Consider the following 15,005-nt stretch of genomic DNA (forward strand, 5'->3'; position numbering starts at 1 on the left):
AGCCCTGAAAGCCGTGCTTGAACACTGTTCAAAAGTACCTATTTGCTGCATTATTAAGCTACTAGATAAACTTTGGCCCATGAAAAAGAATTCCGTCGCGACTGATATCGCGTACGTCGCGGTCTTCACCGCGCTCATCATAGTCTTTGCATTCGTCTCTATCCCTACGCCTACCGTGGGCGTGCCCATCGTTCTTCAAAACGCCGTCATCATCCTGGGCGGCCTCGTCCTTGGTGGCCGCCGGGGCTTCTTCGTCGGTCTACTCTTCATAGCTCTCGGCCTCGTCGGCCTTCCCATCCTTGCCGGCGGCCGCAGCGCCCTGAGCGCCATTGCCGGCCCCACCGTGGGCTACCTTGTCGGCTACGTCGTCTCACCCGCCATCGCCGGCCTCATCGCCTACCGCGCGCCGAGAAGCAAAGGAGGCATGACGGTAGTCCTCGCCATCGCCGGCGTCGTCGGCCTGGCCGTGCAGTACTTGTGCGGCATTGTTGGCCTGATGGTCCGCTCTGACATGTCCTTCGGGGCGGCCGCCGTGGCTCAGGGCCCGTTCGTCATCCCCGATCTCATTAAGGTCGCCGTGATGGTTGTCATCGCCGTCGGTGTCCACGCAGCATTCCCCGACCTAATGGGTCGCCGCACCAAGGCAAAGTAGCACCAGTGCCGCAGATTGACTTCCGCAACGTTTCCGTCACCTTTGACGAAACAACGGTGCTCAAGGATATTTCCCTCTCATTAAGCGAACAGCGCATCGGCATCATCGGTGCCAATGGTGGCGGGAAATCCACTCTCGTCCGGCTCATCAACGGTCTTGGTGAACCTTCACGTGGTGAGGTCTTGGTGGATAACGTGGACGTCGCCAAGCACGGCAAGGAGATTCGCCGCCAGGTGGGCTTCGTGTTTTCTGATGCGGAGAACCAGATCGTCATGCCGCACGTGCGCGATGACGTGGAATTCTCCCTTCGCCGGCTCAAGCTGTCTCGTGAGGAGCGCACCGCGCGCGTCGACGCCGTTCTCGAGCGCTTCGGCCTGACGCCGCTAGCTGAGCAGTCCCCGCACACTCTCTCCGGCGGGCAGAAGCAGCTCCTCGCGTTGGCGGCAGTGCTTGTCATGGAACCCACCGTCATCATCGCTGACGAACCCACGACCTTGCTAGATCTGCGCAACCGCGATCGCATTCGCCGCGAATTTGCGCAGCTCGAACAGCAACTCATCGTGGTTACCCATGACCTTGACTTTATCTCTGATTTCGATCGCGTTCTGTGCATCGATAACCACCACGTCGTAGCCGACGGATCTCCCGACAAGGTCATTTCCTTCTACACCGAACTCATGAAATCCCGCCCGCTCTAGAGTCATGCCTAAAAACATCCCCCTCGGCTACTACGTCGACGCCGATACCATCATTCATCGCATACCGGCCGCGGTGAAATTCCTCGTGCTCATCGGCTTCATCCTCGTGACCTCGCTGGCCGTGCACACGCTTCCTTGGGCGGCGGCCAGCCTCTTCCTCCCACTCGTGCTCTTTCCCGTCGCCCGCATCCCGTTTCGCGTCGCACTCGGACAGCTTGTTCCTCCGCTCTACCTCCTCGTTGCGCTCGCAGCTTTTCAGTGGTGGCAGAAGGATTTGCTGTCGGCCGCGATCATGTTTCTCACCATCTACGCAGCGATCAGCGCGGCGGTGCTGCTGACGCTGACAACGAAGGTGTCGGAGATGATGGACTCCCTCGACCGCGCCCTCGCGCCCCTAGGGCGGCTGGGCGTCCCTGTTGAGAACATCACGCTGGCCATGTCTCTCACCATTCGTCTGCTCCCGCTCATGCTGGGAACAGTCGTCGAGGTACTGGACGCACGAAAAGCCCGGGGTGCCACGGCATCTCTAACTGCCTTTGGCACCCCGGTTATCATTCGCTCAATCCGCCGAGCACGCGCGATGGGTGAGGCACTTCAAGCCCGCGGCGTCGGCGACTAAGCCTTATTCTCCGCGCAACTCGCGTAGGCGAGCCTGGACGGCATCGTCCTGCACGTTCGGCTGAGCCTTAGCCTCTGCCGAACCGATTGCCTGCTGGGAGTTTCCCTCCACTGCCTTCGGGTTATTCATCTCCGCACGGATCTGCTCGAGACGGGAGTGGCCAGCCAGTTGCACGCCAGCCTGCTCGATCTCCTGCATGCGGTTAGACACTGAGTTCTCGGCGAGCTCTGCCTGGCCCAGGGCCTTGGAGTAGCGGCGCTCAATCTTGTCACGCACAGCATCCAGGGAAGGCGAGTTACCGTTTGCGGAGAGCTCGTTCATCGAGTTGAGGGACTCGGAGACCTTCTCCTGCATCTTGGCCTGCTCGAGCTGCGACAGCAGCTTGGAGCGCTCGTTGACCTTCTCACGAAGCGCCATGCCGTTGCGTTCAACGGCCTTCTTGGCCTGCTCCGCCTGCTGTAGAGCCTGATCGTGGAGCTTCTTAGTGTCCTCAACAGACTGCTCAGCGGTAACCAACTGGGCGGCGAAGGCTTCAGCCGCATTCTCGTACTCGGTCGCCTTCTGTGCATCGCCTTCGGCACGGGCCTTGTCCGCAAGGCTTAGGGCGTTACGGGTATTCTGCTGCAGCTTTTCAATCTCGCTCAAACGACGGTTCAGCTGCATCTCCAGCTGGCGCTGATTACCAATAACCGCAGCGGCCTGCTGTGACAGCTCCTGGTGCTGGCGCTGCGCCTCCTCGATAGCCTGCTCAATCTGAACCTTTGGGTCGGCGTTCTCCTCGATCTTGGAATCGAAGAGAGCCATCAAGTACTTCCAGGCTTTTACGAATGGGTTCGCCATAACAGGAGGTGCCTTTCTCAGCAGTTTGTTGTGTCAATAAGGTGTGTAACAAGAATATTTCCTGCCTGCCTAATAGTAGCGAAGCAGACAGTATTCCGTTGCGGTTCTATAGTTCCGATGCAGCGGGTGCGGTGGATGCGAGCTCCTCATCCATCGACGGCAGTGCCATGTATCCAGCCGCCTCAATAAGGACATCGGAAACACTGGCGTCAAGGGCATGACACACGGAAGCCAGAAGCTCGGAGGAAACCTCCTTGCGGCCGCGCTCCAACTCCGACAGATATCCTGGGGACACACGCGCCGCGGCGGCGAGTTCGCGAAGTGTTACTCCCTTATCCGCACGGAAGGCACGAAGCGTCAATCCGAGGGCCTCGCGCAAAAGCGGCTCCGGAGTCCGCGTCGATCGCGCCGTGGTCTGAGTGGGCTTATCAAGTAGTGCAACTGAAGTGTTCATCACTCCGTATAACGGCTCAGCGCCCCTACTTGTTCCCACAAACAGCTACTTTTCTTCAAGAGTTGATAGGAGAAGGCTCAATGCCGCCTGAACCGCAGCAGCGCGAATCGCGTTGCGCCCTTCATCTGGAAGTTCATAGAGAACGCCACGCTTAGCGACGTCCCCGCCGACTCTCCCGCACAAGCCCACGTACACCGTGCCCGCAGGTTTGCCTTCTTGGAGGTCCGGACCGGCCACGCCGGTAAGCCCAATCCCCCAGTCAGCTCGCATCTCCACGAGCGCCGCCTCCGCCATCTCCGCCGCGGTGGCAGCCGACACCACTCCCTGCGCCTCTAGCGAATCCACGGTGGTGTTGAGGAACTGCGCCTTAACCTCAGTGGCATAGGTGACGAGCCCACCACGCAATACCGTGGAAGCACCCGGCACGTTGGCGACGGTGGCTGCCGCCAATCCAGCTGTGAGGGACTCGCAAAAGGCCACCGTCTCGCCGCGTTCGCGAAGCTTCGCCACGAGCTGTTCTTCAGCATTTGCGGGCCTAGTCACTTGTTCTCCCTGTGGCCATCGATGAGGTACTGAATACCGGTCACTACGGTAACGACGACAGCCGCCAGCATAACGAGCAAGCTGGGGGTGTCCATCCATCCTGGAAGTGGGCACAGGTACAGCGCCACCGCTAGCGTCTGCAGAGCTGTCTTGAGTTTGCCGCCTTGGGAGGCCGGAACTACCTTGCCTTGGCGGAGCAAGTAGAAGCGCCAGATGGTAATACCGAACTCGCGGAACAAAATGACGACGGTAATCCACACGGGCAAAGCACCAGTGATGTTGAGACACACGAGAGCCGCGGTCATCAGAGCCTTATCCGCGATCGGATCCGCAATCTTGCCAAAGTTGGTAATCAGCCCGCGCGAGCGCGCGATATCGCCATCCAATTTGTCGGTGAGCATGAGGAGCGCGAAGCAGCCGAAGGCCCACCACTCCTGCCCGCCGAGCACCAGCCAGGCAAACAGCGGGATAAAGAGGATGCGCAAACTAGTCAGGATGTTGGGCAGGTTCCAATTGGAGACCTCGGGGTTTACATCCGTGGTTCGAGATTGGTTGTGCGCAGCCTGAGAATCATTCACGCTCTTCATCCTACCGTGGCCTCCCTGCCACTCGGGCGAGCACTACCATGGTCATTATGAAGTACTTCGCAGTCTCCTATGAATACAATCCATCCAACCCGGTCATTGCTGAGGTTCGCCCGAAGCACCGCGAATTCATCGGCGCACTCCACGACAAGGGCCAGATCTGTGGCTCTGGCCCCTACACCGATTCCAAGGGCGGGGCGCTCATCGTCCTGCAATTTGAGGATGAGTCCGTAAAGGTGGCCGATGTCATCGCCCTCATGGACCAGGATCCCTTCTACACCGAAGGCGCTGTCACTGGGCGCGCCTTCCGCGAGTGGAATCCCGTTATCAATTCCTTCTAAACCCCGCTGCCCGAGTTTAGGGCAGCTCGGACTTGGGAAGCTCGTCCGCCTTGCCGACGAGCTCACCCTCCTTGTTGCGAACGATCTTGTTGCCATAATCGTCCCAGTCGTAGTGGTTGTGGGAAATCACCACACCACCCTGGGCTTGGTCGCGTTTGTCCTTCCACACCGACAACAACACCGTCACGAGGAGGACGCCAACGATGACCAGCAGCGACACCATGGTCGTAATTTCCGGTACCGCACTGACATTCTCGCCGCCGTTGATGAAGGGCACGTTGTTCTCATGCAAAGCGTGGAAGAGCAGCTTGACACCGATGAACAGCAAGATGATACCCAGGCCATAAGGCAGGTAAACCAAGCGATCCAACAGACCATCGATGAGGAAGAACATCTGGCGCAGACCCATGAGAGCGAAGGCGTTGGTGGTAAAGACCAGGAAAGGCTCCGAGGTAATGCCGTAGATAGCTGGGATGGAGTCGAAGGCAAACATGACGTCGATAAGCCCGATGGCCGCCAACGCAATAAAAAGCGGGGTCAGGGCAAACTTGCCCTTCTTTTCACCTGACTCTTCACGGTGAGTGAGCTTGTCACCGTGGTAGCGCGGGGTTACGTGGACCACCTTGCGCAGCCACTTGACCACCAGCATGTCATTGGGATCGGTCTCAGGCGTGCCATTAATCTCATCAATGAGCAGCTTGACTGCGGTGTAGATGAGGAAGATTGCGAAGATGTAGAAGACATCAGACCATGCAGCGATGATAGCTGCGCCCATCAGAATGAAGGCCAGACGGAAGATCAACGCCAGCACGATGCCAATGAGCAGCACCTTCTGCTGATAACTGCGCGGGATTTTGAAGGATCCCATGATGAGAGAGAAGACAAACAGGTTGTCCACACTCAGCGCCTGTTCCGTTACCCAACCGGTGTAGAACTGCGCTGCGTGTTCGCTGTCCCACAGCACCCACACAACTCCGCCAAAGACAACGGCCATCGCCATGTAAAACAGGGTCCAGCCGCCGGATTCCTTAATGGTCGGCTCATGTGGTGAACGAACATGACTGTAGAAGTCGAAGATGAAGAAGCCTAGGATCACCGCGATGGTGATGGCCCAGACCCATAGTGGCACATGCATAATGAGTTATCCCTCCGGTCGACACGACAATAAAGACCGGAGGTCTCCCCCGCTAGCAAGCCGATGTCACAGCCTCGCTAGCCGACGCGACCGGGAACTGTACCGCAGTTGCCGTGTTGACGATCGACGCCGTGGATTGGGGTACTCCCCTCCAAGACTCGTCCTATCCTACACGGAACTTAGAACGCACCTGTGGAGGGGTTAGCGGAGATTTCAACGGTGCGGGTATCGGCTTCAGCGTCGTCTACCCCGCCGGCACCTTCGGCGTCTTGGACCTCCTTCGGGGCCTCTGCTGGGTCAGCGCCCTTGATCATCCAGATGATAGTGTCGAGCTCCTCCGGCTTGACCAGAACCTCACGTGCCTTGGAGCCTTCGGAAGGCCCGACAACACCGCGCGACTCCATGAGGTCCATGAGTCGACCGGCCTTGGCAAAGCCGATGCGCAGCTTGCGCTGGAGCATCGACGTCGAGCCCAACTGGGAGGTGACCACAAGGTCGACGGCCTCCAAGAGATCGTCCATATCCTTGCCGATCTCCTCGTCGATCTCCTTCTTCGCCTCCGAGGCCTTATCGTCCGTCACGCCTTCCGTGTAGTTCGGCGAGCCCTGTGCCTTCGCGGCGTCGACAACCGCCTGCACCTCCTCGTCGGAGACGAACGCACCCTGCATACGCACCGGGCGGCCGCCCTGCGGGATGAAGAGGCCATCGCCCATACCGATGAGCTTCTCGGCTCCACCCTGATCCAGGATGACTCGAGAGTCCGTAAGCGAGGACGTCGCAAAAGCCAGACGAGAAGGAACGTTGGTCTTAATAAGACCGGTCACAACGTCCACGGACGGGCGCTGCGTTGCCAGCACCAAGTGGATACCGGCCGCACGTGCCTTTTGAGTAATGCGAACGATGGAATCCTCAATTTCCTTCGGCGCCGTCATCATGAGGTCCGCGAGCTCATCCACGACGCACACGATGTACGGGTACGGGCGCATCTCTCGTTGGGAGCCGGCAGGAGCCTGGTATTCGCCACTGCGGACCTTCCGGTTGAAGTCCTCGATCTTGCGCACGCGGGCAGCCTGCATGTCCATGTAGCGCTGCTCCATCTCCTCCACCAGCCACTGCAGGGCCGCCGCAGCCTTCTTCGGCTGCGTGATGATGGGGGTGATGAGGTGCGGGATACCTTCGTACGGGGTGAGCTCCACCATCTTCGGGTCGACGAGGATGAGGCGGACGTCTTCCGGAGTCGCGCGGGTCAACAGCGAGACCAGCATGGAGTTCACGAACGCCGATTTACCCGAACCGGTTGCGCCGGCCACGAGCAGGTGCGGCATCTTCTTCACGGAGAAGGAGGTGTACTCGCCTTCGATATCCTTGCCCAAGCCAATCAGCATGGGGTCATGGTCGGCACGCAGTGCCGGGGAATCCAGGACGTCGCGCAGACGCACCATCTCTCGGTCCGCATTGGGCACCTCAATGCCGACTGCGGACTTGCCTGGAATCGGGGTGAGCAGGCGCAAGTTATCCGTCGCGACGGCGTAGGCCAGGTTGGACTGCAGGTTCGTAATCTTCGAGACCTTGACGCCAGGGCCCAGCTCGATCTCATAGCGCGTGACTGTCGGACCACGGCTAAAACCGGTGACCTGGGCATCGACTTTGAACTCCTCGAAGACCTCGGTGATGGCCTCGATGATGCGATCGTTAGCCTCCGTGCGTGCCTTCGCAGGTTTGCCGGCGGTGAGCAGGTCCGTCGTCGGCACATCGTAGCCGCCGCCCAGGGCAGTGTCTTCCGCACCACTCGGGGCTGCGGGTGCTTCTTCGGCTACGCTCTGGGCTTCATCCTCAATCTTGGCACCCGTTCGCGCATCACGTCCGGATCGTTCCTGGAACATGCGCACTGCCTCGGAATGAGCGGCGGAGACCACGTCCTCTCCCGCTGAGCCAGCCGACGCTGCGCTTGCCGACGCCTCGGCAGCCGCCGCTCCCAGTGCTGCACCGGCGGCACCGCCGACGTCCACGCGGGGACGCTTCATCGGTGTTGGCTTGGGCTCTGGCTTTGGTTCGACTTTCTGCTCCGGTTGCGGAGTTGGCTGCGGGGCTGGCTCAGGATCCGGTACGACGGGGAACTCGTCGGTATCATCCGCGCGGCTATCAAAGCTCGGGCGGCCGTGCTGTACGGGCTCCTGGCTTACTGGCTGAGCTGCCGAGTCGAAAGAGACGGTGGCATTGTCATCCAGAATCTGCTTTGGCATCGGCTTCGGTGTCTGCTTCGGGCGCGGTCGCGAAGTGTATGCCGGGCGCACAGGACGCTCACGCCCCTCGGCGATGGCGTCGATGTCATCGCTGACGTAGTCGTAGTCGTCCGCGGGGGCGTCGTCAAGCAGCTCCTGATCTGAACGATTCTTCCTGTCACGCAGGCCGCCGACGAGCGCCGCACATTGCGCGGCCACAAAATCATATGCTTCACGCAGGGTGATGCCCGTGATATTGAGTGCCCCATACACAATGAGCAAGAAAAGCAAAGGCACCGCGACATAACTAGAAAAGGCCGCCACCAGCAGCTCGCCGACTCCAAAGCCGATGGCACCGCCTGCCTCCCCGGCGGCGTTGTTATTCCAGGTCAGCTTCGGAAGACCGGCAAAGATGTGAATGAGGCTCAGCATGCACACGACGATGAGGGCCGTGCCGCCCACCACTCGTGGCTTGAAATGGCCCGCCGGACCGGACAGATCCATCATGAGCGCAATGGCGACGGCGACCAGCGCAACGGGAAGAACATAGGCGCCCGCGCCAATCACATAGCGCACAGCGTTGGTGAGGTACTCACCGATAATGCCGGCCACCTGGAACCACGTCGCGCAAGCAAGGATGATGGCCACGCCGATAAGCACAAGAGCCACCGCATCTGGATTGGAGACGCGGATGCTCTTCTCAGTGTGAGCTGGACGCCCCATGACCGTCGTCGGCATCTCACTGTCGACGTCGCGTGCTCGCGTTACCTTGCTCTTTGCCGGAACAGCGCTATCGGCCTTGTTGCTCTTTTTCTTGTTCTTCGCGCGTCCAGAAATTTCCCCTGGCTCCCTCAACTCGTCGTAATCATCGTAGGCACCCTCGTCATGAGCAGCATCGTAGGCGGAGTCATAGAGGTCGTCATCTCGACTCCCCGCATCTACCGGCTTGAGACCGGCAAGGCCGTGCCCGACCCCTCGCGCCATGCTTCCCACGCCTCGGGCGGTAGCGCCAAAAACGGTTCCCAGTCCTCGGCCAACGGCGCGAAAGGCGCTGCCGGTCCTCTCTTCGGAGGTCTCGGCAGCGCGGGTTGCGGAGGTCAGCGAATAGCTTGTGCGGCCGGACGGCCGCGACCGATTGGCGGTGCGACCTCGGCCGGAGGCGCGAGACGGAGCGTTCTTGACAGACATGCCTGCCACTTTAGTAGCAAACACACCATTAACAACATGCGCCACACGCGTGCACTGAAGATTTTAGACAGTTCAGCCTACAGACTTGACCTAACGACGGCGGATGAATCCCCGTCAATCTCAACGCGAGCCGCCTCGCGGCCGAACGCCCATAGGAGCAACTCGGAAACTGCCCCACGGACCCGCACCACGTTGTCCCCCTTCGCTGCCACACGATGTTTATCCGCCGCGACGAGTGGCGCAAACCCAGCCGGCTCCAGCACTACCGGGAGGCGAGAGTGCGCCAACAGCCTTAACCCGAGAAACTTTAGCGGTGCGAGCAACTCCTTCTGCACCGCTAGCGAGAAATCACGCGGTTCGCTGTGCGCATTGGCCCGGCGTAGGTCTTCGTGGTGCACAAAATGCTCTGCGGTGTTGAGCACTGAATCCACGTAGCGCAGAGGGTTGAGCTTTCCCAATCCCCTACCCCAGTCATCCACCAGTTCCTCAAAATCTCGCGCACGGACTTCCTCCATGATGCTGTCCGCATGGGAAGTCAGCGCTGGAACAAAAGAACTGATGACGACGTCGGGCCGGTTTTCGCGGATCCAGAGGTGCGACACGAGGTCGCGGGCCGTCCACCCTTCGCACAACGTTGGAGCATCGGGACCAAGTTCACGGAATAACGCCACCATCTTGGCGCGTTCTGCTGAGGAAAACGACATGCGCCCCAGCATACCTACCAGAAGCAGGAACGCTGGGGCACTGTCTACCTAGACGTTAGAGCGATTCACGGGAGGCGTGAACTTCATCGTCGTCAGGCATCAGGACATCCGAGTTCGTCGGCACGATGGTCGGCAGAATGACCGGCTCGCGCTTGTACTTGGAATCCATGAGCTTGGATACCTTGCGGCGCAGCTTCTGCACCATGCGGTAGGTATCGTTCTCGCCCTCAGCGGCGAGATCGTTCATCGTGGACTCAACCAACTTGGCAACCTCCGGCACGATGCCGCGGTCATCGTCAGAGAAACCAGTGGTGGATACAGCCGGATGCTCAAGCAGCCGGGACGTGCGGTTATCAATCACACAGGTGATGGAAACGACGCCGCCAGAGCCGAGGTTGGTGCGGTCTGCCAGGGTATCTGCGTCGACGTCACCCATGGAGACGCCATCGACGTAGAGGTTACCCACGGTAATCTGGCCAACAACCTCTGCACGGCCGTTGCGCAGATCAACGACAACGCCGTTCTGTGCCAGAACCACGCGGTCGCGGTCAACGCCAGTGGAGACTGCCAGTTCCTTGTTTGCACGCAGGTGACGCCACTCGCCGTGGACCGGCATAACGTTCTTCGGACGCGCAGCGTTGTACAGGAAGAGCAGCTCGCCGCCGTAGCCGTGGCCGGAGGCGTGAACCTTGGCTTCCTTGTTGGTGATAACTTCAGCACCAATCTGGGAGAGCATGTTCATGACACCGTAAACGGCCTCTTCGTTGCCCGGAATCAGGGACGAGGAGAAGATGATGAGGTCGCCGTCGCGGACGGTGATCTGACGGTGCTCACGGCGTGCCATGCGTGACAACGCAGCCATTGGCTCGCCCTGGGTACCGGTGGTGATGAGCAAGACCTTGTGCGGTGCCATCTTGGCAGCCTCGTCGATCGAGATGATGGTTCCGCGCGGAACCTTCAGGAAGCCCATCTTCTCGGCGATTTCCATGTTGCGCATCATCGAGCGGCCGTTGAAGGCAACCTTGCGGCCAGCATAAACGGCGGCGTCGATAGCTGCCTGTACACGGTACACGTTGGACGCGAAGGTTGCGATGATGACGCGCTGCTTAGCATTGGACACCAGGCGGCGGAAGGTAGCCGGGATATCTCCCTCGGATGCGGAAACGCCCGGGATGTTCGCGTTGGTGGATTCGCAGAGCATCAGGTCGACGCCCTCATCACCGTAGCGAGATAGCGCCGGAAGGTCGGTCGGACGGTTATCCAGCGGGGTCTGGTCCAGCTTGATGTCACCGGTGTGGATGATATTGCCAGCCGGGGTGCCCAGCATGATGCCCAGTGCATCCGGAACGGAGTGGTTAACTGCCCAAAAACGGCAGCGGAACGAACCGTAGTTCACATCCGACTTCTCGTTGACCTCAACGAACTTCGGCTTCTGGCGGTGCTCCTTACACTTCGCCGCAATCAGCGCGATGGTAAAGCGCGATGCCACGATTGGAATATCCGGGCGCAGCTTCAGCAGCCACGGGATAGCACCAATGTGGTCCTCGTGAGCGTGGGTTACAACGAGAGCCTTGACCTTGTGAATCTTCTTCTCGATCGGGCCAAAGTCCGGCAGGATCAGGTCAACGCCAGGCTCACCGGAGGACGGGAAGAGCACGCCACAGTCGATGATGAGCATCTCGTCCTGGTACTCGAAGACGGTCATGTTACGACCGATCTCAGAAATACCGCCCAGGGCATAAATACGCAGCGAATCCTTCTGCTGCTTCGGCGGCTCCGGCAGACGCTTCGTCAGATCCGCGCCCTGCATGGACTTGGGAACGTTGCGGCGGCCACGGTTGTTATTACGGTTGCGATTGTTGTTGCGGCCACCGTTGTTGTGGTTGTTGTTGCCGCCGCGACCGCGACCACGGCCGCCACGGGAACCACGGGAGCGAGAACGGCGGTTGCCGTCCTCAGAATTCGAGTTATTAGACTCGTTCGAATTATTGCCGGATGCAGCCGATTCGTTCGGCGCTTGAAAAACCGGCGAAGCCGCCTCATTCGAGGCGGTCTCAGTCTCCGAAGGCGGACCCGCCTTACGGGTTACCTTGCGGGAGCGATTACGGGATTCAGTCATTCTTAAAGGACTCCAGCCTTTTCCAAATCGTGACGGAGAGCCTCGATCTCCTCCGCGTCAGCCGCGGAAACTGGGAGGCGGGGATCTCCAACTTCAATACCCTGCAGGCGCAGGGCAGCCTTAACAAGAGTTGCTCCTCCGAGGCGGCCTTGCGCCTCGACGAGCGGGAACAAAGTTTTCGCGTTAATCTCTCGTGCACGTGCAATATCGCCTTCATCGAAGGCCACGTAGAGATCAGCCAGGGCGCGCGGAGCGAGGTGACCAATCACGGAAATAACGCCCGAAGCACCGAGGGCCAGCCACGGCAAGTTCAGTCCGTCATCTCCGGAGTACCATGCCAAACCGGTTTCCTGGATAAGCGGTGCGGCTGCTACAAGGTCGCCCTTGGCGTCCTTAACAGCCTTGATGTTCGGCACCTCCGCGAGGCGAAGAAGGGTCTCCGTCTCAATCGGAATGCCCGAGCGGCCAGGGATGTCGTACAGACAAATGGGGAGGTCCACGGCGTCAGCCACAGCAGTAAAGTGCGCGTACACACCAGCCTGGGAAGGCTTGGAGTAATACGGGGTCACGACCAGAAGGCTGTCTGCTCCCGCATCAGCGAAAGCGCGCGCGGCCTCAATACTGGTGGCGGTGTTATTAGTTCCCGCACCAGCGCACAACTTAGCGCGGCCGCCTACCTCTTCCTTTACAGCTGCGAACAGCTCCAGTTTCTCATCCAACGACGTCGTCGGTGATTCGCCCGTGGTTCCAGACAAAATGAGCGAATCAACGCCGTTATCAACCAAATGAGCTGCTAGGCGACGACCAGCGGACACGTCCAAGGCGCCGTCCTGGTCAAATGGAGTGACCATAGCTACGCCTACGCGTCCGAAGGTGTCGACGCCTGCCTGTGCTGTCATACCTGTGCTCATAGGCGTCAAGATTACCTGCTTTCGCCCCTATTGGCCGCATCGGGGTCGTGCGCGAGTCTCCTGCAAAGCCTTTAAGCGTACGGGCTCGAAGCCATTTCGGTGCCGTCAGCCAGGGTGGTGATATGGAAGTCGTCGAAAAGCACCGGCGATTGCTCCCGCAACAGCTTCAAGCACGTGACGGCGAGCTGGCGCATCTCTGTATCGGCTTGTTCAGTCGCCCGCGCGCCAATAAAGTGACGCCACGCGCGATAGTTTCCCGTCACGACGATGCGGGATTCCGTGAGATTAGGTAATACCGCACGCGCTGCTTGTCGAGCCTGTTTCTTGCGCAGCAATGCATTTGGCTCCTCTTCCAACTTGGACTCGAGAGCGTCGAGGAGCTCCTCGTAGACAAACCTCGCTTCGTCGGCCGCCTGGAGGGTCAACCGCGTTAGCTGTTCATCTTCCGCAATGAATTTGGGCAGGACTACCTCCGCCTCCTCGGAATGCACGAAACGTTGCGAGAGCTGCGAGAAGGAGAAATGACGGTGGCGAACCAGCTCATGCGACGCCGACCGCGATAGTCCCCGTATATAGAGCGTCGCCGTAGCATGCTCCAGCAATGCATCGTGGCCTACCTCCAGAATGTGGTGCAGATAGGCCTGATTTGAGGCGGTACGGGGATTCGGCTTGTCGAAGGACTCATAACAGGCGCGTCCGGCAAATTCGACTAGAGCCTCGCTTTCCGACGCCCCCTCATCAACCTCCCAGTCCACTCCTCGCGGCGCATGGAATGCGGTTGCCGCAATGAGCTGGACATCAAGCTCAGAGACCTTTGCCATTACAGCCCCAAGTACTTCTCAAGTCCCACGGTCAAGCCTGGGTGGGATGCGATTTCTCGTACACCCAGCAGAACACCGGGGGTAAAGGAAGAGCGGTCATAGGAATCCTGACGGATGGTCAAGGACTGGCCTTGAGTGCCGAAGATAACTTCTTCATGAGCCACCATTCCCTGCATACGGACTGCGTGGACGTGAACACCATCGACGTCTGCGCCGCGCGCTCCATCGAGAGACTGCTCGGTCTTGTCCGGCATAGCGTCCAAGCCTGCCTCCTGGCGAGCCTTCGCAATACCCTGCGCAGTGTGAACCGCGGTACCGGACGGCGCATCGAGCTTGTTCGGGTGATGGTATTCAACTACCTCGGCACTGTCGAAGAACTTCGCCGCCTGCGCGGCAAACACCATGGTCAGTACAGCTGAAATAGCGAAGTTCGGGGCAATGAGAACGTTGCCGGCGCCCTCTTTCTTAGTCCACTCCTCCACCTTGGCTAGGCGTCCTGCATCGAACCCCGTGGTACCCACAACAGCGTGGATGCCATGTGCGATGCAAAACTCTAGATTGTCCATGACCGATGCCGGCTGGGTGAAGTCGACGGCGACCTCGGCACCCGATTCAACCAGCTTCTCCAACGGGGTCTCGCGGTCGATGGAAGCAACTAGCTCCAAATCCTCTGCCGCATTAACGCCTTCCACGATTGCTTGGCCCACGCGCCCTTTAGCCCCCAAGACGCCTACCTTGATAGTCATTGACAATCCCTTCATACGTGTTCGTGCGGTTAACTGTGCCCAGTCTATCCCTGACACCGGCGTGGTTTCAGACAGGGCTCAAAAGGCCGCCTTTGATACGCATTTTCTTCCTTTCGTTGCGGACACAGGCGACGCCACTCAAATCATTCAGCATCGAATGTCCTGGCTAACCCATGGTGGCTACCCCCGTTTATAGTAACGACTTGACGGGAATTTACCACTGGCTATAGCCATGCGTGGCGGTGGCCGCTAGGATTATGTTTAGAACATTTCTTCTAATACAGGTTTATCTCGGGGGAGATACCCATGACCACCACCGCTACACGCCCGCCTACCTTTTTCTTTTCCACCACCAACCCTAATAATCCACACGCGATGGCCCGTGCTCAAGCACGAAGAGCCACCTATAAAACCTGGGTCGGGGCCAT

Annotated in this window: 15 protein-coding genes; 4 read left to right on the forward strand and 11 right to left on the reverse strand. The window is 59.3% G+C overall.

Annotated features, from left to right (window positions below; all coding sequences use genetic code 11):
- Nucleotides 1-79: 79 nt before the first annotated feature.
- From HMPREF2993_RS01055 to HMPREF2993_RS01065, 3 genes are read left to right on the forward strand one after another with little or no spacing between them, the layout of a single operon-like run.
- Entirely contained in the window at nt 80-652 is a 573-nt protein-coding gene (locus HMPREF2993_RS01055; protein WP_070700500.1) for a biotin transporter BioY, read from the forward strand.
- Nucleotides 653-657: 5 nt separating this feature from the next.
- A complete protein-coding gene (locus HMPREF2993_RS01060; RefSeq protein ID WP_070700504.1) occupies nt 658-1,350 on the forward strand; it encodes an energy-coupling factor ABC transporter ATP-binding protein in 693 nt (230 codons plus the stop codon).
- Nucleotides 1,351-1,354: 4 nt separating this feature from the next.
- Nucleotides 1,355-1,969 (forward strand): energy-coupling factor transporter transmembrane component T family protein, encoded by a 615-nt coding sequence (locus HMPREF2993_RS01065; protein WP_070700507.1) that lies wholly within the window; start codon nt 1,355-1,357, stop codon nt 1,967-1,969.
- 3 nt (nt 1,970-1,972) lie between these two features.
- Here HMPREF2993_RS01065 and HMPREF2993_RS01070 read toward each other — a convergent pair whose 3' ends face one another.
- The 4 genes from HMPREF2993_RS01070 to pgsA form a co-directional block, all read right to left on the reverse strand.
- Nucleotides 1,973-2,809, reverse strand: a complete 837-nt coding sequence (locus HMPREF2993_RS01070; protein WP_046649352.1) for a PspA/IM30 family protein — start codon at nt 2,807-2,809, stop codon at nt 1,973-1,975.
- Nucleotides 2,810-2,915: 106 nt separating this feature from the next.
- A complete protein-coding gene (locus HMPREF2993_RS01075) occupies nt 2,916-3,263 on the reverse strand; it encodes a helix-turn-helix domain-containing protein (protein ID WP_070700510.1) in 348 nt (115 codons plus the stop codon).
- A gap of 45 nt (nt 3,264-3,308) precedes the next feature.
- Complete coding sequence (locus HMPREF2993_RS01080; protein WP_070700513.1) at nt 3,309-3,806, reverse strand: CinA family protein; 498 nt, start codon at nt 3,804-3,806, stop codon at nt 3,309-3,311.
- The gene (gene pgsA / locus HMPREF2993_RS01085; protein WP_185963748.1) at nt 3,803-4,393 is read right to left on the reverse strand and encodes a CDP-diacylglycerol--glycerol-3-phosphate 3-phosphatidyltransferase; all 591 of its coding nucleotides are present in this window, start codon (nt 4,391-4,393) and stop codon (nt 3,803-3,805) included. The genes HMPREF2993_RS01080 and pgsA overlap by 4 nt, the downstream gene beginning before the upstream one ends.
- A 47-nt stretch (nt 4,394-4,440) precedes the next feature.
- Here pgsA and HMPREF2993_RS01090 point away from each other — a divergent pair, with 47 nt between their 5' ends.
- Nucleotides 4,441-4,731, forward strand: coding sequence for a YciI family protein (locus HMPREF2993_RS01090; RefSeq protein WP_010190299.1), 291 nt, complete (start codon nt 4,441-4,443; stop codon nt 4,729-4,731).
- Between the two features lie 16 nt (nt 4,732-4,747).
- Here HMPREF2993_RS01090 and HMPREF2993_RS01095 read toward each other — a convergent pair whose 3' ends face one another.
- The 7 genes from HMPREF2993_RS01095 to dapB form a co-directional block, all read right to left on the reverse strand.
- A complete protein-coding gene (locus HMPREF2993_RS01095) occupies nt 4,748-5,866 on the reverse strand; it encodes a TerC family protein (RefSeq protein WP_070700514.1) in 1,119 nt (372 codons plus the stop codon).
- Between the two features lie 179 nt (nt 5,867-6,045).
- On the reverse strand, nt 6,046-9,276 hold the full coding sequence (locus HMPREF2993_RS01100; protein WP_070516845.1) for a DNA translocase FtsK 4TM domain-containing protein: 3,231 nt from the start codon (nt 9,274-9,276) through the stop codon (nt 6,046-6,048).
- Nucleotides 9,277-9,353: 77 nt separating this feature from the next.
- Nucleotides 9,354-9,992 carry a TIGR03085 family metal-binding protein gene (locus HMPREF2993_RS01105; protein ID WP_070516843.1) on the reverse strand — a complete coding sequence of 213 codons (639 nt, stop codon included), beginning with the start codon at nt 9,990-9,992 and terminating at the stop codon, nt 9,354-9,356.
- Nucleotides 9,993-10,035: 43 nt separating this feature from the next.
- On the reverse strand, nt 10,036-12,099 hold the full coding sequence (locus HMPREF2993_RS01110) for a ribonuclease J (protein ID WP_083295551.1): 2,064 nt from the start codon (nt 12,097-12,099) through the stop codon (nt 10,036-10,038).
- A 2-nt stretch (nt 12,100-12,101) separates the two neighbouring features.
- Nucleotides 12,102-13,010, reverse strand: coding sequence for a 4-hydroxy-tetrahydrodipicolinate synthase (gene dapA / locus HMPREF2993_RS01115; RefSeq protein WP_070700516.1), 909 nt, complete (start codon nt 13,008-13,010; stop codon nt 12,102-12,104).
- Nucleotides 13,011-13,081: 71 nt separating this feature from the next.
- Nucleotides 13,082-13,831 carry an FAD-dependent thymidylate synthase gene (gene thyX / locus HMPREF2993_RS01120; RefSeq protein ID WP_070513046.1) on the reverse strand — a complete coding sequence of 250 codons (750 nt, stop codon included), beginning with the start codon at nt 13,829-13,831 and terminating at the stop codon, nt 13,082-13,084.
- On the reverse strand, nt 13,831-14,577 hold the full coding sequence (dapB, locus tag HMPREF2993_RS01125) for a 4-hydroxy-tetrahydrodipicolinate reductase (RefSeq protein ID WP_070513043.1): 747 nt from the start codon (nt 14,575-14,577) through the stop codon (nt 13,831-13,833). The genes thyX and dapB overlap by 1 nt, the downstream gene beginning before the upstream one ends.
- Nucleotides 14,578-15,005 lie beyond the last annotated feature (428 nt).

Origin of the sequence: Corynebacterium sp. HMSC068G04, assembly GCF_001814885.1 — a bacterium.
GTDB lineage: Bacteria > Actinomycetota > Actinomycetes > Mycobacteriales > Mycobacteriaceae > Corynebacterium > Corynebacterium hiratae.